Raw genomic sequence first — 20,250 nt, 5'->3', positions numbered from 1 at the left:
GCCGAGTACGTGGCGCCGCAAGGTGATCTGGAGCAGAGGATTGCCCAGGTCTGGCAGCAGGTGCTGGAGCTGTCGCGGATTGGTCGCGACGACAACTTCTTCGAGCTGGGTGGCCACTCGTTGCTGGCTACCCAGGTGGTGGCGCGGCTGCGTCAGGTGCTGAGTGTCGAGGTGGGTTTGCGTGACCTGTTCGGCACGCCGACCCTCGGTGCCTTCGCCGCCTTGCTGGCTCAGCGCGATGGCCGGTCGCGCGCGGCGCTGCCGAGCCTGCAGGCCTACGGCGAGCGTGCCACGGCGCCGCTGTCGCTGGCCCAGCGTCGGCTGTGGGTGGTCGAGCAGTTCGCAGCGCCCAGCGGCGCTTATGGCATGCCCCTGGCGCTGCGCCTGGAAGGCGAACTGTCGGTGCCGCTGCTCGAAGCCAGCCTGGCGCAGTTGATCAGTCGCCATGAAGTACTGCGTACCGCGTATGTGGCCGATGACGACGGTGATCCACTGGCGGTGGTCAGCACAGACGTGCCGCTGCCTCTGCCGCTGCTGGATCTGTCGATGCTGCCAGCAGGGGAGCAGGAGGCGAGGGTGGCCGAGGCGATCGAGCACAATGCCCGCCAGCCCATCAGCCTGGTGCAGGCACCGCTGTTGCGTGGCCAGGTGATACGCCTGGGTCAGGAGCGCCACGTGCTGCTGTTCTGCATGCACCACATCATCTCCGATGGCTGGTCGCTGGCGCTGCTGAGCAACGAAGTGGTCGAGGTCTACGCCCGCCTCAAGGCCGGGATCCAGACGCCGTTGCCGCCCTTGCCCTTGCAGTATTCCGATTATGCCCAGTGGCAGCAGGCCCTGGAGCAGGCGGGAGCGATGCGCGAACAGGCTGCCTTCTGGCAGCGCACCCTGGCCGGTCACGACGGGCTGCTGGTATTGCAGGCCGACCACCCGCGCAAGCCCCAGGCCAGCCATACCGGTCGCGACCTGCACTTCAGCCTGCCGACGGCCCTGCACGAGCAGCTCAAGGGCCTGTCACGTACCGCCGGGGTCACCCTTTACAGCACCTTGCTGGCGGCATTCCAGGTGATGTTGCACCGGCTCAGTGGCAGCCACGACGTGCTGGTCGGGGCGGACGTGGCGGGGCGCTCGCAGCCTGAACTGGAAGGCCTGATCGGCTTCTTCATCAACGTGCTGCCGCTGCGTTCACGCTGGCAGGAGCAGCTGTCGGTGCGCCAGTACCTGGCCCAGGTCCAGGACACCGCACTGAGTGCGTTCGAACACCAGGAGTTGCCATTCGACCAGATCGTCGAGGCTGCCGCGACGCCTCGGCACAAGGGCGCCAACCCGCTGGTGCAGGTGCTGTTCGTGATGAACAACCTACCGGTGCGCCAGGCGGCGATGGACGCGGTGCGGGTCGAGGCACTGCCGATGGGCGGTGGCTACTCCAAGTTCGACATGGCCCTGTTCATCGACCAGGAGGCCGACCAGTTGCATGGCACCTGGCAGTACGCCAGCGACTTATTCCAACAAGAACGTATCGAGCTCTGCGTGAAAGGCTGGATGACCATTCTCGAACAGATGGTGCGTGATCCAGATAAACGTCTAGGGGAAATCAACATGCCTACCCATACCGCGGCCCCTGTGGCTGCGCCTGCAACACCCGCTGCACCGAGCAAGGCCGACAAACTGGGCAAGTTTCTGAAGAAGGCCCAGGGGCCGGCAGCGCGCCCTGCGGTAGCCGCCATGCGCGAGAGCCTGATGGTGCCGGGCCAGGCGTTCCCGCTGCTGTGGGAACCGACCGACCCGGGGCTGGACCTGATCCAGTGGATCGAGCACAACCGCCCACTGGTGGAGCACAAGCTTGCCCAGCATGCCGGCATCCTGTTCCGTGGTTTCGCCCTGCGCGATATCCACGCCTTCGAAGCCTTTGCCGAAGCCGTGCAGCCTGGCCTGTATGGCCAGTACGGTGACCTGCCGAAGAAGGAAGGCGGCAAGAACACCTACCGTTCGACGCCGTATCCGGAGAAGAAGATGATTCTTTTCCACAACGAAAGCGCGCATCAGGATCGCTGGCCGCGCAAGCAGCTGTTCTTCTGTGAGCAGCCTTCACCCGTGGGGGGCGCCACCCCGGTGGTGGACTGCCGTCTGATGTACCAGAAGCTGCCGACCGAGCTGCGTGAGCGCTTCGAGGGCAAGGGCCTGCTGTACGTGCGCACCTTTGCCGACAAGCTCGATGTGTCGTGGCAGCACTTCTTCAAGACCGAGGTGCGTGCCGAGGTCGAGGCGCGCTGCAGTGCGGCGGGCATCCAGTGGACCTGGCTGGACAACGACGAACTGCAGATCCGCACGCCGTGCCCGGCGATCATCAGCCACCCGGTCACGGGCGAGAAGAGCTTCTTCAACCAGGTGCAGTTGCACCACATCTACTGCCTGGACCCGGATGTGCGCGAAGACCTGCTGGCACTGTTCGGCGAGCAGCGCATGCCCCGTCACGTTTACTACGGCGACGGTTCGCCGATCGAGGACGAGGTCATGCAGCAGATCGGCGACCTGTACGAGGAATGCGCGGTGCGTTTCGAGTGGCGCAAGGGTGATGTGATTCTGCTCGACAACATGCTTGCCGCCCATGCTCGCGACCCCTTCGAGGGGCCGCGCAAGATTGTCGTGGCGATGGGCGAGATGATCGAACGCAGTGCCCTGGAGGCGCTGCCTGACACACAACAGCGGACGATGGCAAAGGACGAGGCGGGCGCATGAGCACGGCACAGCTGGAAACACAGGACACAGGCCTGGCCCTGCTTCCCGAGCAGGAAACCTGGGTCGCGGCATTGAATGCCGGTGCACGGCGTGAGGCCATCGCGCATTGCCTGCGCGTCGATATCCACGGCGAGCCGGATGTGCCGCGCCTGCAGCAGGCACTGGACAGCCTGCTGGCGCGACACGCCGCCCTGGCCATGCGCCTGGGCAGCGTGGCCGGCTATCACGGCCAGCGCCAGTTCATGCCCGAGGCATCGGTGCAGGTGTTCGACCTGCAGGTGCAGCCGGATGCGGCGCCCGAGGCGTGGCTCGCCGAGCCCTGGCCTGCGGCAGGCCCGTTCGTGCAGGCCTTGCTGTCGCGTGTGACGCAGGGGCGGTGGGTGCTGGTGCTGGCGCTGGCCCGCTTTGTCGGTGATGCCGGCAGCCTCAAGGTAATGTTCGACGCGCTGGTACAGGCCTACCTGCACGCTGCTGCGGTCGACGACGAGGAACCGGGGCAATTTGCGCAATACCTGGAGTGGCGCAGCGAAGTGCTGTTCGACGAAGATGCCGACACCGCCAAGGCGTACTGGCAGGCGCACCTGCCGGCCAGCGAAGCGTGCGTTGCGCCCTGTTTGCCATACCGCCGTGCCACGGCCCAGCCCGCAGCCGCGCTCAAGCTTGAGGCTACGCTGGAGGAGCCGTTGCAGGCGCAGCTGGCTGGTCTGGCGCAACGCCTGGGGGTAACGCTGGACACCGTGCTGCAGGCAGCCTGGTGGACGCTGCTGGCACGCATCAGCGGGCGCCATCGGTTTGTCGGTGGCTGGCGCCACGACGGGCGCAAGGATTACGCGTTCTTCGAGAACAGCATCGGGGTGTTCGAGAAAACCCTGCCGCTGGTAGTGCATGTTGATCAGGAGCAACCCTTCGAAGCGTGGGTTACCGACCTGGCGGCGCAGCTCGAGCAGCATGCGACCTGGCAGGAATATGCCGCAGGCAACCTGCCGGTGGCGTATGAAAACCCACTTTACGGCTTTGCCGCGCGCGCTGCCTTGCTGGAGCAGGTTGTCGGCACTGCGCAGTGGCAGGCGACCCGCCTGGCCGAAGCACAGCCCCGGTTCGAGTTGCTGCTGAGCGTCAGCGACACGGCCTTGCGTCTTGACGCCGAAGCGGGGCGCTATAGCCAGGTCGGTCTTGAAGTGCTGCTCGGACAGTACCAGGCGCTGCTGCACAGCATCGCCGCGCACAGTCGACAGGCCCTGGGCCGGCTCAACCTCTCGGGGGCTGCGGACAACGCCGCGCTGCTTGCCCTCAACCCCGCAGTGCGTGCGCTGGAAGACCGGGTGCTGTTACCCGAACGCATCGCCCAGTGGGCCGCCATCACCCCGGACGCTCCGGCGCTGGTCAGTGCCGGCGTGACCCTGAGCTACGCCGAACTTGAACAGCGCGTGGCACGCCTGGCGTTCGACCTGGTGACACTCGGCGTGGGCCAGGGTGGGCGGGTGGGGCTGGCCTTGCCACGTTCGACGCAATGGGTGGTGGCCATGCTGGCCTGTTGGCGGGTGGGCGCCGCGTACTTGCCGCTGGACCCGCAATGGCCGGTTGCACGGCAGTTGCAGATGCTGGAACAGGCACAGCCAGGCCTGGTGCTGACCGAGCAGGCGCAACTGGCCCAACTGGCCGGGCAGGGTGTGGTCGTGCAGGACATCGCGCTGCTGGGCCACGTCGACGGCGATGTGGCCAGCCCTGCGCTCAGTGCGACCGATGTCGCCTATGTGCTGTTCACCTCCGGCTCCAGCGGCACGCCCAAAGGCGTGGTGGTGGAGCATCAGCAGTTGCTCAACTACGCCGCCGGGGTGTGCCAGCAACTGCAACTCGATGCATGCCGTCACTTCGCACTGAGTTCCACGGTGGCTGCCGACCTTGGCAACACCGCGCTGCTGGGCGCGCTGTACCTGGGTGCAGCGCTGCATGTAGCCGACGACGACAGCATCCAGTCGCCCGAGGCGTTCGCGCATTTCATGCGTGAGCAGGCCATCGACTGCCTGAAGATCGTGCCCTCGCACCTGGCCGCGTTGCTCGAAGCCCAGGCGCCGCACCTGCCGGCGACCCTGGTGCTGGGCGGTGAAGCGATCGGCGTCCCGCTGCTGCAGCGCATTGCCGAGATTCGTCCGGACTGTCGCGTGTTCAACCACTACGGGCCTACCGAAACCACCGTGGGTGTGTTGGTGCATCGGGTGACAGCGGCGGATATGGACGCAGGGAGTGTGCCCTTGACCGAGGTGCTGCCCAACAATCAGGTGCTGGTGCTGGATGAGCACCTTCAGGCGGTCGCCATTGGCGAACTGGGCGAGCTGTACATCGGTGGACGACAACTGGCGCGTGGCTACCTGAATGCGCCCGAGCAGACGGCACAGGTGTTCATCGAGCATCCGCTGCAGCCGGGTGAGCGACTGTACCGCAGCGGCGACCTGGCACGCTACCGTCCCGAGGGCGGTGTACAGCTGTATGGCCGGCGCGACCAGCAGGTCAAGGTGCGAGGGTTTCGTATCGAACTGGCGGAAATCGAAGTGCAGCTGGCCAGCCTGGCGCAGGTCAGCGAGGCGGTTGCGGTGCTGGTCGACGCCGAGCCGGTGGCCTTCTTGGTGCTGCGTGAGGGCGCAGGTCAGGAGGCGGCTGCCGCAGTGACGGCGCAACTGGCCCTGAGGCTGCCGGCGCCGATGCTGCCACGCCATGTACAGGTACTGGCGCAGATGCCGCGCCTGGCCAATGGCAAGGTCGATCGACAGGCATTGCAGCAGCGTCCGTTGGCCACTGCCGAGGTGGCCTGTGTGGCGCCGCGCGATGCCGTCGAGGAACTGCTGGCCAGCCGCATGGCGCAACTGCTGGGGCTGGAGCGCCTGAGCGTGGAGCAGGACTTCTTCGCTGCCGGTGGGCACTCGTTGCTGGTTATCAAGCTGGTGGCGGGCATTCGCAAGTTGCTGCAGTGTGATGTTCACCCCGGCGTGGTGTTCGACAACCCCAGCGTGGCAGCGTTGGCGCAGGCGTTGCGCTCGCAGGAGGCCGCCCCCGGGCAACTGGAAAAACTGGCGGCGGCACGGTTACGTCTGGACAGCATGACCCCCGAGCAGCGTGCACAGTTGCTGGCCAAGGCGCAGAACGCCAGCGCCTGAGGCGCGTCCGTGTTGCCGGAGCCCATCGACGTCGATGGGCTCCGTTCGCTGTGACGTTTCAGCTGCCGTGCAAGACGGTGCGCTATCTTTTTTCAGTATGTCTGTACTGAAAATGTGAACGATTCCTAAATTTTTCATTTTTAATTCGTCTTCCATTGGGTTCCACGAAGAATCCGATGGAAGTCCGGCCTGCGTGCCCCTTAGGCATTGGCGCGGAAGTGGCAGCAAGGAATGCCCATTGACTGATCAGTGGCCCTGAAGAGGCGACGATCTTCCGACGAATGATATCTGGGGTGATCCAACACTATGAAGGTTGAGCAAAAAAGGCGTGCACCACGTGTGCTGAAAAATTCACTGGCCACCTGGCGTACTTCGGCTTCCATCATCGTGTTGGGGGTGGCACTGGGTGCCAGCGGCGGTGTGTATGCACAGAGTGTGGCGGTCAATATCCCCGCCCAATCCCTGGAGAAGGCCCTGATCGATCTGGGCAACCAGACCGGTTTGCAGATTCTCTACGGGCCTGACCTGGTCACTGGCAAGAAGGCCCCGGCCGTGGTGGGCACCATGGAGCCGCAGCAGGCGCTGGAGCAGCTGCTGCGCAATGCCGGGCTGAGGTATCGCATCGAAGACAACACGGTGTTGCTGACCAATGAAGCCGCTTCAAACTCTGCGCTGGAACTGGATACCACCACCATCCAGGGCCAGGGCATGGGGCAGATGACCGAGAATACCGGTTCCTATACGCCCAGCCTGACCAGTGTCGGCTCCAAGACCCCGACCAGCCTGCGCCAGACGCCGCAGTCGGTTTCGGTCATTACCCATCAGGTGATTCAGGACAAGGGCATGGTCGATCTGACCGATGCCATGAAGATTGCACCAGGCATTACCGTGCAGAATTCCACCGACCGGCTGTCGACCTACTTTTCTCGAGGTTTTGCCATCGAGAACATCCAGATCGATGGAGCGGCGCCCATGGCCCTGGGTACCACGGCAGGCAGCTTCTACTCGAACAAGAACTACAACCTGGTAGAGTTCGATCACGTCGAAGTCCTGCGTGGGGCCTCGGGTCTTTTCGGCGGCACTGGCGATCCGGGCGGCATCATCAACCTTGTGCGCAAGCGCCCATTGGACACCTATCAATTGAAGGTCGAGGCATCGGCCGGTTCCTGGGACAACTACCGTACGCAACTGGATGTCACCGGCCCTATGGCCTTCGACGGAAAACTGCGCGGACGATTGGTCACCGCCTACACGGACCGGCAGTATTTTCTCGACGAACGAAGCACCGAGCTGCCCACGATCTACGGTGTGCTCGAGGCCGACGTGCTGCCCAGCACTCGCCTGACCGTGGGCGGGCGTTACGAGCGTATTCATGAAAACGGTTCGGGAACCGGGCTTCCGCGTTTCAGCACCGGCGGTGATCTGGGCCTGCCACGCCATACCAACCTGAGCCAGAGCTGGGCTTATCAGGATGGCCGCTCGCAGGAACTGTTCGCCAAGATCGACCATGAATTGTCTGACCGCTGGAAAGTGAACCTGAGCTATACCCAGACGCAAGATGTGGGTATGAAAAAAGGCTCCTTTTCCGTGGGCGCGCTCAACCCGGTCACCGGGCTCGGCCCGATGTGGCTCGGTTCGAACTCTCGCTATCGGAGCGACCAGCAACTGTGGGACGTGAACGTTGCCGGAAAATTCGACCTGCTGGGCCGTGAGCATGAATTCCTCATGGGCGCCGACCATCAGCGCATCACCAGCCGCTGGCAGGGTACGCCACAATTGGCCGGTGCCTTTGGCGCCATCGATGTCTACGACCCGAAGTCGACCCCCTGGATCGAACCACCTATCCGCAAGGACTGGGTCAGCGACTATGACCCCAACTCGCAAGTGCAGTACGGGCTCTACTCCACGTTGCGGATGCACGTTGCCGATCCGCTGCACCTGATCGTCGGCGCCCGGGTGCAACGCTACAAGTTCGACCAGGTCTACCGCGAGTTCGATGGCAGCACCGGGGCGTGGTCAGTGGCCTCGGACGTGTCGGTCCGTGAACCGACGAAGGTCGTGCCCTATGGCGGTGTTGTGTATGACCTGAATGAGGAGTGGTCGGCATACGCCAGCTACTCGGAAATTTTCAAGCCGCAGCAAAGTAACCTTCAAGGACCGCTGCCGGGCAGCCCGGTCGAGGCCATGACCGGTGAAACCTATGAAACCGGTATCAAGGGCGAGTTGTTCGGCGGTGCGTTGAACACCTCGATCGCGCTGTACTACACCAAGCGCGAAAACCAGGCCGTCGAAGACCCTGCCTACCCGTTGACCTCGGTGCTGTTCGGAGGCAACTGCTGCTACCTGACCCAGGGCAAGGTGGTCAGCAAGGGCATCGACCTTGAGGTCAGTGGTGAGGTGTTGCCGGACTGGAGCGTCATTGCCGGCTATACCTACAACAACAACCGTAACCGCAACAACGGTGATGTGTTCAGCGGGGTCACGCCCAAACACCTGTTCAAACTGTGGTCGACCTACCGTCTGCCAGGCGACTTCAATGACCTGAAGATAGGCGGTGGGGTCAATCTCCAGAGCGCGAACTATGTCAACGGTTCGGCATCGGTACTGGACCCTGCCACCGGCGCAGTGGTGGGCAACGAGCGCTACGACTACCGCCAGGCCGGCTATGCGGTGTGGAATGCCATGGCGGAGTACCGGCTTGATGATCACTGGTCGGTGCTTTACAACCTCAACAACGCGTTTGACAAGAAGTACTACTCCACTGTCGGCTCCTCGGCACTGGGCAACTGGTACGGCGATCCGCGCAATCACATGCTGACGTTGCGTGGTACGTTCTGGTAATCCGCACTCTTTTCGAAAAGCCCGTTCTGATGCGGGCTTTTTTGTGGGCGGTGGCGGCTTAAACGGCGGTCGTCCGCTTCCTGCATGACGTCAATGTTTTTTGATATTGCGAACGATTCTCAAAATTCGTACCCTAGCGCTCCCGCCACCTGTGCTCCTGCACATGGATCGCTCTGGAGTGTGCATTGGATAATCTGGATCGGTTGTTTCGCCTCTATCACCGCGAACTGCAGCAGATTGCCTACCGCCGCCTGGGCGATCGGGAAATGGCGGCAGACCTCACTCAGGACGCCTTCGTGCGTTACGTCGGCCTTGACCGTCAACAGCGCACGCATTCGATTGCCAATCCGCGCTTTTTCCTGATCCGCGTGCTGCGCAACCTGATCATCGACCTGGGGCGCAGCCGCACTCGGCGTGGGCCGGTCGGCTCGCTTGACGAGGTCGAGCATGAACTGCTCGATCCATGTCCGGGACCCGCCGCGCTGTTCGAGTTGCGCCAGCAACTGATGCTGTTGCAGCAGGCCCTGGACGAATTGCCCGTCAACTGCCGCCAGGCCCTGCTGCTCAATCGCCTCGAAGGGCTGGGCCATGCGGCCATCGCCGAGCGGCTCGGGGTCTCGGTGAGCATGGTCAGCAAGTACATCATGAGCGCCTTGCTGCACTGTGCTCGACGCCTCGAAATGATAGATGACTGAATGAGGCGCGAGAGCAGCGGTTTTTGTTCAGGCAAGACATCCACAGTGCTGACCGAGCAGGCCTTGCAGTGGTTGGTCGACCTGCATTCGGGCGACGCCGAGGCGCCTGCCTGGGACGCCTACCTGCAGTGGTGCGAAACATCACCGCAACACCAGCATGCCGCCCACGCGGCGGAGCGCCTGTGGGAGCGGCTGGGCAGTGCATTGGAGCGGCCGCCTGCATCGTCGCGCAGGGTGCCGTTGTTGGGTTTGACAATAGCCTTGAGCCTTGCGGGGGGGCTCTACTGGCAGGCTCAAACCCAAGGTTGGGTAGCCGACCAGGTGACCGCTCTGGGCGAGCACCGCACGTTGAACCTGGCCGATGGCTCGCGCCTGGAGCTGGCGCCGCACACGCGTGTGGATATAGATCTGGAAGGCGATCGCCGGGTGTTGCGTTTGTACGCCGGGGAGCTCTTCGTGCAGGTCGCAGCCGATGCACAGCGTCCGTTCGAGGTACTGGCTGGCAACGGGCGCATGCGCGCGCTGGGTACCGGCTTCGATGTGCGACGCGAGGGCGAGCAGGTGCGGATGGTGGTGACCGAGCATTCGGTGCGGGTGACGCTCGAGGGGGATGCGCAGGCTGTTGACGTTGACGCCGGCCAGGCGGTGCAGTTCGGTCCGCACGGCTTGGAGGATGCGCAAGCGGTGGATATCGCATCGGCAACCGCGTGGCGTCGCGACCGCCTGGTGTTCAACCAGCAGCCGCTGGGTGAGGTGCTGGAGCAGATCGGCCACTACCACCGCGGCCTGATCTGGGTGCGCGACAACGACCTGCGCCGCTTGCCGGTCACCGGTGTCGTTGCAACCGATGACACTCACGCCCAGTTGCAATTGCTGCAGCGCACCTTGCCGCTACGCGTGCGGCAGTTCCCATGGTTGACCGTGATCGAGCGAGACGACGCACGGCAAAAGTAGGGCCTGCGCAGAAATAATTGATTGTTGCCACTGTCGGGTTTCAGAGGGCTGACGTCTTTCCTTTCGAGATTGATTTTTATTTCGCTGATTTCAGCAGGGGAGCGTTATGCCGTATCTGATCAGACAAACCGCCTTGAGCCTGGCGATCGTGACAGCGAGCTGCGTGGGTGTCAGCCTACCGGCCAGGGCGGTGGATCACCAACACGCCGTTGAGCAGGTCTTCGATGTTGCGCCAGGCCCGCTTGACCAGGCACTGACGCGGTTTGCCGATCAGGCGGGGTTGCGCCTGATGGTTGCCAGTGAAGTAGTGACCCGCCAGCATTCGCAAGGGCTGCACGGGCGTTACGCGGTACAGCAGGGGCTTGATCGATTGTTGTTGGGCAGTGGCTTGAGCGCCAGGCTCAGCGGCGATGTGATCCTGGTCGAAAGAACTCCTGCGCTGGGGGCGGCTCTGGAACTCGGTACCACCACCATCCAGGGCCAGGGCATGGGGCAGATGACCGAGAATACCGGTTCCTATACGCCCAGCCTGACCAGTGTCGGCTCCAAGACCCCGACCAGCCTGCGCCAGACGCCGCAGTCGGTTTCGGTCATTACCCATCAGGTGATTCAGGACAAGGGCATGGTCGATTTGACCGATGCCATGAAGATGACGCCGGGTATCACTGTGCGCAACTCGAACGAGCGCATCAACGACTTCTACTCCCGCGGCTTTGCCATCGAGAACATCCAGATCGATGGTGCAGCCCCCATGGCGCTGGGCACTACAGCGGGCAGCTTCTATTCAAGCAAGGTCTACAACCTGGCCGAGTTCGATCACGTTGAAGTACTGCGTGGTGCTTCAGGCCTTTTTGGTGGTACGGGCGACCCCGGTGGCATCATCAACCTGGTGCGCAAGCGCCCATTGGACACCTATCAATTGAAGTTCGAGGCGTCTGCGGGTTCATGGGACAACTACCGTAGCCAGGTCGACATCACGGGGCCGATGGGCTTCGACGGCAAGCTGAGGGGGCGACTAGTAGCGGCCTATACCGACAGGCAGTACTTCATGGATGAGCGCAGTTCGCAGAGCCCTACGCTTTACGGCATCCTGGAGGCGGACGTGTTGCCCAGCACACGCCTGACCATCGGTGGACGTTCCGAGCGTATCAATGAGAACGGTGCCAGCGCCGGCCTGCCTCGCTACAGCGACGGCAAGGATCTTGGTTTGCCGCGCCATACCAACCTGAGCGAGAGCTGGGCGTTCCAGGACGGTCGGTCGGATGAGGTGTTTGCCAAGGTCGACCACGAGCTGTCGGATGACTGGAAGCTCAACGTCAGTTACACCCAGACTCAGGACTCCGGGTTGCAGAAGCGCGCGTTCAACGTGGGCAGTGTCAACCCGGTGACGGGCACCGGGGCAACGCGCTTCGGCAGTGTGGCGCGCTACCGCAGCGATCAGCAATTGGCGGACGTTAACCTGGCGGGTAAATTCAACCTGTTCGATCGCCAGCATGAGTTTTTGATGGGGGCAGATCATCAGCGAATCACCAGTCAATGGAGGGGCACCGGGCAACTGGCAGGCGCCTTCGAGCCAATCAACGTGTTCGATCCCGGTTCCACTCCGTGGCCAAACCCACCCACCACCAAGGATTGGCTGGCTGATTACAACCCCAATACCCAGATCCAGTACGGTCTCTACTCGACCCTGCGGCTGCAACTGGCCGAACCTCTGCACCTGATCGTTGGTGCTCGTGCGCAACGGTACAAGTTCTATCAGACGTATCAGGAAAGGGGCGTTGCACCGGCTTATCTTTCTACCCGAGAGCCCACCAAGGTGGTTCCATATGGTGGCGTGGTATATGACCTGAATGATGAGTGGTCGGCGTATGCCAGCTATTCGGAAATCTTCAAGCCACAGCAGAACAAGCTTGAAGGCCCAACGCCTGCACCGGGTACCGAATCCAGCAATTCGATCGAACCCATGACCGGCAAGACCTACGAAACCGGTATCAAGGGGGAGCTGTGGGGCGGTGCCGTCAACACCTCCTTCGCTCTGTATTACACCAAGCGTGAGCACGAGGCTGTTCTGGACCCTGCTTATCCGGTAACGACCGTTCCGTTTGGTGGCAGCTGCTGTTATGTGACGCAGGGCGAAGTGGTCAGCAAGGGTGTGGACATGGAGGTCAGCGGTGAGCTGCTTCCCGACTGGAGCCTGATGGCGGGTTACACCTATAACCACAACCAGAATCGTAACGACGACACGGTGTTCAGCAGCCTGACCCCCAAACACCTGTTCAAGCTATGGTCCACATATCGTCTGCCAGGCGAATTCAATGACTTGAAAATCGGCGGCGGGGTGAACCTGCAGAGTGCCAACTATGTCAGTGGAACCGCAGCGGTGCTGGACAACACAGGTGCGGTCATTCGCAACGAAAGCTATGAATATCGCCAGGCAGGCTACGCCGTGTGGAACGCCATGGCCGAGTATCGTCTCGATGATCATTGGAGCCTCACCTACAACCTCAACAACGTGTTCGACAAGACCTATTATTCGACAGTAGGCTCTTCGGTTGCCGCCAACTGGTACGGTGAGCCGCGTAACCACATGCTGACGTTGCGGGGTACGTTCTGGTAATCGCCAACGCCACAAAAAAGCCCGCAACGCTGCGGGCTTCTTCATGGGCGCCACCTGCCTCGACTACAGCGAGGCCAACCAGCGGTCCACCGCCGTATAGATCGCCTCGACATCCGCCACAATCCCGCCCATGCGCAGAAAATCGTGGGTCAGCCCCTGTTGCACCTTCAACGTCACCGAAGTACCGCTGGCCTCCAGCAGGCGGGCGTACTCCAGCCCTTCGTCAAACAGCGGGTCGTATTCGGCCAGGCTCACATACGCCGGGGCCAGTTCGCCCAGCCCGCTGGCCAGCAACGGCGAGACGCGCCAGTCCAGGTGCTGCGCCGGGTCGGCACTGTAATGGTGGTAGAACCATTCCAGCGTGGCGGTCTCGAGCAGGTAGTCCTGGGCATAGCGGCGATGCGAGTCGCGCTGGCGCGAGGTATCGGTGACCGGATAGAACAGTAGCTGCGCCCTGGGCTTGAGCTGCAACGCCTGTGGCTGCTTGACCGCCGTGATCGCCAGCACGGTGGCCAGGGTGGCGCCGACGCTGTCGCCCGCGAGTGTCACCCGCTGGTTGTCCAGGTGCAGCGCCGTGGCCTGTTCAGCCAGCCAGTTGGCGGCATCCAGCGCATCATGCACGGCGGTCGGGAACGGGTATTGCGGGGCCAGCCGGTAAGCCGGCGCCAGCACCGCCTGGCGCCCGCTTGCTGCCAGGCGGCGGCAGATGGAGTCATGGGAGTCCAGGCTGCCGACCACATAACCGCCACCATGAAAGAACAGCAGCGTTGGCAGCAACGCCGTGTCGCTGGCATCGGCGCGGTAAAGACGCGCCGCGATGGACTGGCCGTCGCGGGTTGGAATGCTCAGGGTAGTGACGTTGATGGCGCCTGGCGGGCAGGGGTCGAGCACTTGCGAGGTGGTTTCGAACTGCGTGCGCGCCAGTGCCAGATCAAGTTCGTGCAGCGCGCTGCTCTTGCCACTCAGGCGGCCCATCTGGGCCAGTTCCAGGAAGCCTTCGAGGTCGGGATCCAGAGGCATGTAGAGGTTCCTTGCAAAGCTATCGGTAAGCGCCGCCCCGGCTGACGGGGCGGCGGTGGTATCAACAGGTGACGCTGTGGCTTTCCTGCAACTGCTCCAGCACGCGGCGCAGCAGCTCGGGATGCTTGAGCATGTCGTAATGGCCGGCGGCGACCGGTTCGTTGAGTTGCGCCTGCACCAGGCGCAGCTGGGTCTGGCCTGCGCCGGCCCTGGCCCACCAGCACTGCGCTGGCACCTGCGTTGCGGGGAGCCCCTCGATGGCCTCGGACAATGCCTTGAGTTTCATGGCTACACGGAAGGTATGGGCCAGTTCTTCAGCGCCGATGGAGGCGAACGCCGAGGCGCTGATGACCTGGGCCTGCACCTGGGCAATCACCGTTTCGAGGTGGTTGGCAGGGCTGCTGGCGCGCACCTGCAACACCGGCAGCGCGTCACTTGGCACGCCCATGATGACACCCAGGAAGCTGCCAAGGTCTTCGCTCCAGTCCTCATCGGCTGCAGGCTGCGCAGGCGCAGATGACGGCAGAAAGCTGTCCACCAGGCCGAGGAAACCCACCCGCTGGCCCTGTTTCTCAAGCTCTTGCGCGACCAGCACCGCCAGGGTGCCGCCCAGTGACCAACCCAGCAGGTGGTAAGGACCGCTGGCCTGTTTCTGGCGGATGTACTGGGCATAGTCGATGGCCATGGCCTCGAGGGATTCGTCTTCCCAGCTACGCTCCAGCAGCATTCGACATTGCAGGCCATACACGCTGCGCTGGCCTTCCAGGCGGCGAGCCAGCGGCTCGTAGTCGAATACCGTGCCGAAGCCTGCGTGCAGGCAGAACAGCGGCCGCGCCTGTTCGACCGGGCTGTTGAGCAACAGCAACGGGTCGAGGGAAGACACCTGGGCCTCGTAGCCCGACAGCTCGGCGATGGTCGGCTTGCCAATCAGGTCGCGCAGTTTCAGTTCGATGCCCAGCTCCGGCTGGCTACGTACCCTGGACAGCACCTTGAGCACACGCAGCGAGTCGCCCCCCAGTTCGAAGAAGTTGTCGGTAACGCCAACCTGTTCGACCTCCAGCACCTGTTGCCAGATGGCCGCCAGGCCCTGCTCCAGCGCATTGCGCGGGGCGATGAAGGCACGCGCCTTGAAGTCCGGGTCGGGCAGCGCCTTGCGGTCGAGCTTGCCGTTGGGGTTGAGCGGGAAGGCGGCCAGCGCGAGGATCTGCGCCGGCACCATGTAGTCGGGCAGCTCGACCTGCAGTGCACCGCGCAGGCGTTCGCCCAGGTCACCGGCGTCGTCCGCTACCACGTAGCCGATCAGTTGCTTGCCGGCGCCGGTTTCACGTGCAACCACCACCGCGTCGGTCACCCCGGGTTGCTGGCGCAGGCGCGATTCGATTTCGCCCAGCTCAATGCGGAAACCGCGCACCTTGACCTGATTGTCCAGTCGGCCGAGGTAGTCGAACACGCCGTCGGCGCGCTGGCGCACCAGGTCACCGGTGCGGTACAGGCGGCTGCCATCGCCCGCGAACGGGTCGGCAACGAAGCGTTCGGCGCTGAGCCCGGGACGCTGGTGATAGCCGCGCGCCACGCCTTCGCCACCGAGGTACAGCTCGCCGGCCACGCCGTCGGGCACCGGGTTGAGCTGGTCGTCGAGTACGTACAGGGTACGTCGACCCACGCGGGTGCCGATGGGCGCATACACCGCACCGCACTGCTGGCTGGCGTCGACTTTCCACAGCAACGGCGTGACCACGGTTTCGGTGGGGCCGTAACCGTTGGTGAGATAGGCCGGCTTGAGTGCACGCTTGACCAGCTCGAAGTTGGCCTCGGCCACCGCGTCACCACCAAAGCAGTACACCCGCACCGCCGGTGGCGGCGCTTCGACGCTGGCGGCGTATTCGGCCAGTTGCTGCAGGTAGGCGGGCGGGAAGCAGGCGATATCGATGTTGTGCGCGTGCAGGGCCTGCCAGGTTTCCTCGGCAGTCCACAGGCGGTTGTCGCGCAGCACCAGCTGGCCGCCGCCGAGCAGGGTCGACTGCCAGCGTTCCTGGGCACCGTCGAAGGCGAACGACATGAACAGCAGCTCGCGGGTGCTGGCGTCCATCGCGTAGCGCTCGGCAATCGCCAGGCAGTGCATGCGGATCTGCCCGTGGCTGACGGCCACTCCTTTGGGCTTGCCGGTGGAGCCGGAGGTGTAGATCAGGTAGGCGAGGTTGTCCGCGTCGGCGCGAGGCGCCGGGCAACTGGCGGGGTAGGTGTCCAGGGCCAGATGGTCAAGTGTGATCAGGGTGCCGGCACCGGCATCGGCAAACCGGTGCTGGAGTGAGCGTTGCGTCAGCAGCACCGGCATGCGCGAGTCTTCGACGATCCACTTGACGCGCTCCTGCGGGTAGTCGATGTCGAGCGGAACGTAGGCTGCGCCGGTCTTCATCACGGCATAGAACGCCACGATCACGTCGACCGAACGCTCCAAGGCAATGCCGACGCACACTTCAGGGCCGATGCCCTGTGCGATCAGGTGGTGGGCCAGCCGGTTGGCGCGGGTTTCCAGTTCGCCGTAGCTCAACTGCACATCGGCGCAGGTGACCGCGATACGCTGCGGCTGCCGTTCGGCATGGCTGCGGATGCACTCGGCCAGCAGCGCCGGGTCGTGGCTCGGCGGCGCCAGTTGATTGTGTTGTGCAAGTGCCTGCTGTTCGTCGGCACTGAGCATCGACAGGCTGCCCAGGGTTGCTTGAGGGTTGTCGAGCAGGGCATCGAGCAAGGTTTCGAAGCTGGTGCGGATCTGCGCCGTGGCAGCCTCGGTGAAGCGGTTGCGCAGGTAGAGGAACTCGATCTTGAGGGTGCGGCCCAGGTTGATCGCCAGGTCCATGGCGAAGTTGGTGACGTCACGACTGTTCACCTCGCCAAAGCTCAACTGATTCTGCTCGGCTTCCTGCAGGCGGTCGTCCACCGGGTAGTTTTCGAACACGATGATGCTGTCGAACAGTGCCTGGCCGTTCTGCCCCGACCAGCGTTGCACGTCGGCCAGCGAGGCATGCTCCTGGTCACGAACCTCCAGGTTGTAGGTCTGCAGTGCTTGCAGCCACTGCGCCAGCGGCATGTGCGGCTGCGGGGTCTGAATGATCGGCAGGGTATTGATGAACAGCCCGAGCATTTCTTCGGCACCGGGCAGGCTGGCCGGGCGACCGGCCACGGTGGCGCCGAAGCACACGGTGGGCTGGCCGGTGTAGCGTTGCAACAGTAGCAGCCATACGGCCTGGATCAGTGTGTTGGGCGTGATACGCAGGCGCTGGGTCTGTTCGCGCAGGCGCTGGGTGCGTGCTTCGTCCCAGTGCAGGTACAGCGCTGCATGCCCTTGCAGGTCGCCGGCCGGACGCGGTGCAATGCTGCCGGCCAGCAGGGTCGGGCCTTCAAGGTCGTGCAGCTTGTGTTTCCAGAACTGCTCCAGGCTGGCCTGGGACTGATTCTGCAGCCATTGGATATGGTCGCGATATTGCCCGCGCTTTGCCGGTGGCGTGCGCCCGTGGTACAGCTCCAGCACTTCGCCGAGCAGGCGCGAGCTGGACCAGCCGTCCATCAGGATGTGGTGGCTGGTCCAGATCAGGTGGTGCTTGTGCTCGCCCAGGTCGATCAGCGTCAGGCGCGTCAACGGCGCCTGCAGCAGATCGAAGCCTTCGGCGCAGTCCGCTTCAAGGATACGTTGCAGGGCCTTTTCATCGAACGTCGTGGCTTGCCTGGCCAAGCGACGCACCGGCAGGGTGGCGTGCTTGTACACCACTTGCAGCGGCTCATTCAGCTCGTTGGCCGACCAGAACCCGGTGCGCAGGATTTCATGGCGGGCAATCGCGGTGTTCCAGGCCGCGATGAACCGTTCGGGGTCCAACCCGATAACCGGTACGCTCATCTGGTTGATGTAGAGGCTGGCCTCGTTGGACTCCAGCGTGTGAAACAGCATGCCTTGCTGCATGGGCGAGAGTGGGTAGAGGTCCTGCACGTCGCTGCACGGTACTGGCAAACGGTCCAGTTGCGGCTGGCTAAGACGCGCCAGCGCGAAGTCCGATGGCGTCAGCCCCCTGTGCTGCGGGTCGCGACAATGCGCAATGACGGCCGCCAGTTCCAGGCAGAAGGCATCGGCCAATTGCTGAACCGTCGCCTCCTCGAACATTTCGCTGCTGAAGCTCCAGTTCATGCTCAGCTCGCCGCCATACACCTGGCCGTTGAGCGACAGCCAGTTGCCCAGCGTTGCGTGGGCACTCTGGTTGGCGCCGGTGCTTTCAGCGGCCGGTGCGAACAGCGCGCCCTCATTGCTGTCGAAGCTGGCGTCGAACTGGCCCAGGTAGTTGAAGGTGATGCGTGGGACGGGCAGTTCGCCCAGGGCCTGACGCGCGCTCCCATCGCCAAGAAAGCGCAGTGCGCCGTAGCCGATGCCCTTGTTGGGAATGGCGCGCAGCTGTTCCTTGATTGCCTTGATCGACTCGCCCATACCGCTGGCGGGGGTGAGCTTGACCGGGAACACGCTGGTGAACCAACCCACGGTACGGGTCAGGTCGATCGTGTCGAACAGGTCTTCGCGGCCATGGCCTTCCAGCTCGATCAGGCTGCTTGGCGAGCCGCTCCAACGGCCGATCACGCGTGCCAGTGCGGTCAGCAACAAATCGTTGATCTGTGTGCGATAGGCCGCCGGTGCCTCCTGCAGCAGTTGGCGGGTGAGCTGCGTGTCGAGGCGGCTTTGCACGCTGCGTGCGTGGCGGTTCAGCAAGCTGCCGTGTGGGCGCTCGCAGGGCAGTGTGGTGGGTACATCCTGCAGTTGCGCCTGCCAGTACTGCAGTTCCTTTTGCAGGGCCTCGCTGCGTGCATAGCCTTGCAACTGCTCGGCCCAGGCCTTGACCGAGCTGGTTTTGCCCGGCAGTTTCGTCGGCTGGTTTACCAGCCGTTGCTGGTAGGCCAGTTGCAGGTCTTCGAAGAGGATGCGCCACGACACGCCATCCACCGCCAGGTGGTGAATGACCAACAGCAGGCGCTGCTGGCCATCGGGCAGGGTCGCCAGCAGGGCGCGCAGCAGCGGGCCTTGCTGGATGTTCAGGCTGGCCTGGGCGCGATTGGCCCATTCGTTGAGCGCAGGCTCGTCAGCGACTTCGGCCTGCCACAGCAATTTGCAGGTCGGGTCCACTGGCAGGTAGCGAGCACCTGGATGTTCGCCGTCGAGGGAGAACACCAGGCGCAAGGCATCGTGGTGTTCCAGCAGCGCGTGCAAGGCATGGTCCAGTACGGCTGCATCCAGCGGCCTGGATGGTTCGAGCATCACCGATTGATTGAAGTGATGCGGTTCGGGGGTATCGCTGAGCAAGAACAGTTGCTGGATCGGCAGCAGGGGCGTGGTGCCGAGCACGGGGCTCTGATCGATCTGCTGCGTGGTGTCGGCGACCTGCGCGACACTGGCCAGGCTCTTGATGGTCTGGTGCTGGAACAGGTCTTTGGCGCTGAAGCGGATCCCGCTCTGGCGGGCACGGCTGACCACCTGGATCGAGATGATCGAGTCGCCACCGAGCTCGAAGAAGTTGTCGTCCAGACCAATGCGCGGCAGCTTGAGCACGTCTTGCCACAAGGTGGCGATGCGTTTTTCCATTTCGGTCTGCGGTGCCACGTATTCACGCTGCAGCAAGCTCGCATCCGGCGCCGGCAGGGCGCAGCGGTCGAGCTTGCCGTTGGCCGTCAGTGGCCATTGCTCCAGGAACAGCAGGTGTGTGGGCACCATGTAGTCCGGCAGTTCGGCCTTGAGCCCGGCCTTGAGTTGATCACGCAATTGGGTGTGCTCGGCATTGGCGTCCTGCGGCACGACGTAGCCCACCAACTGCTGGCCGCTCGGCCCGTCCACCGCCAGCACCAGCGCTTCGCGCACGGCGGCCTGTTGCGCCAGACGTGCCTCGATTTCACCCAGCTCGATGCGGAAACCGCGGATCTTGACCTGATGGTCGATGCGGCCGACGTACTCGACGATGCCATCCTGGCGATAACGCGCCAGGTCGCCCGTGCGGTACAGGCGCTCGCCGCGGGACGAGAACGGATCGGGCACGAAACGTGTGGCGGTGAGATCGGCACGCTTGAGATAACCACGCGCCAGACCGGCCTGGCCCACATACAGCTCGCCGATGGCGCCTTTTGGCACCGGGTTCAGGTCGGCATCGAGCAGGTACCACGACAGGTCCGGGATCGGCTCGCCGATGGGGCTTGCCGCATCGCCGGC

General features: G+C 63.6%; 8 protein-coding genes. 6 read left to right on the top strand and 2 right to left on the bottom strand.

From position 1 onward, the window contains the following. The 6 genes from FW760_RS25800 to FW760_RS25775 form a co-directional block, all read left to right on the top strand. Nucleotides 1–2,739 (top strand): condensation domain-containing protein (locus FW760_RS25800; RefSeq protein ID WP_446444095.1); only part of this gene is annotated, 2,739 nt, incomplete at its 5' end. Continuing rightward, nucleotides 2,736–5,891 (top strand): non-ribosomal peptide synthetase, encoded by a 3,156-nt coding sequence (locus FW760_RS25795; protein ID WP_116053319.1) that lies wholly within the window; start codon nt 2,736–2,738, stop codon nt 5,889–5,891. The genes FW760_RS25800 and FW760_RS25795, both read left to right, overlap by 4 nt. 306 nt (nt 5,892–6,197) lie before the next feature. Then, entirely contained in the window at nt 6,198–8,732 is a 2,535-nt protein-coding gene (locus FW760_RS25790) for a TonB-dependent receptor (RefSeq protein WP_116053322.1), read from the top strand. A gap of 185 nt (nt 8,733–8,917) precedes the next feature. Further along, nucleotides 8,918–9,427, top strand: coding sequence for an RNA polymerase sigma factor (locus tag FW760_RS25785; RefSeq protein ID WP_116053324.1), 510 nt, complete (start codon nt 8,918–8,920; stop codon nt 9,425–9,427). Then, complete coding sequence (locus tag FW760_RS25780) at nt 9,428–10,381, top strand: FecR family protein (protein WP_116053327.1); 954 nt, start codon at nt 9,428–9,430, stop codon at nt 10,379–10,381. It begins immediately after the preceding gene. Between the two features lie 106 nt (nt 10,382–10,487). After that, the gene (locus FW760_RS25775) at nt 10,488–12,998 is read left to right on the top strand and encodes a TonB-dependent siderophore receptor (protein WP_116053330.1); all 2,511 of its coding nucleotides are present in this window, start codon (nt 10,488–10,490) and stop codon (nt 12,996–12,998) included. A 63-nt stretch (nt 12,999–13,061) separates the two neighbouring features. Here the strand turns inward: FW760_RS25775 and FW760_RS25770 are convergent, their stop codons facing one another. Together FW760_RS25770 and FW760_RS25765 are read right to left on the bottom strand one after the other, a co-directional pair. Next, nucleotides 13,062–14,018, bottom strand: a complete 957-nt coding sequence (locus FW760_RS25770) for an alpha/beta hydrolase (RefSeq protein WP_104572900.1) — start codon at nt 14,016–14,018, stop codon at nt 13,062–13,064. Between the two features lie 61 nt (nt 14,019–14,079). Beyond that, on the bottom strand, nt 14,080–20,250 hold a 6,171-nt coding region (locus tag FW760_RS25765), incomplete at its 5' end, for an amino acid adenylation domain-containing protein (RefSeq protein WP_446444094.1).

Source organism: Pseudomonas sp. 1176_21 (genome assembly GCF_052850635.1).
This window is presented reverse-complemented; position numbering and strand designations above follow the sequence as displayed.

Bases quoted from the DNA above. Each gene is read 5' to 3' on its own strand.
- FW760_RS25795 (WP_116053319.1), top strand. From the start codon at position 2,736: ATGAGCACGGCACAGCTGGAAACACAGGACACAGGCCTGGCCCTGCTT.
- FW760_RS25790 (WP_116053322.1), top strand. From the start codon at position 6,198: ATGAAGGTTGAGCAAAAAAGGCGTGCACCACGTGTGCTGAAAAATTCA.
- FW760_RS25780 (WP_116053327.1), top strand. From the start codon at position 9,428: ATGAGGCGCGAGAGCAGCGGTTTTTGTTCAGGCAAGACATCCACAGTG.
- FW760_RS25775 (WP_116053330.1), top strand. From the start codon at position 10,488: ATGCCGTATCTGATCAGACAAACCGCCTTGAGCCTGGCGATCGTGACA.
- FW760_RS25770 (WP_104572900.1), bottom strand. From the start codon at position 14,018: ATGCCTCTGGATCCCGACCTCGAAGGCTTCCTGGAACTGGCCCAGATG.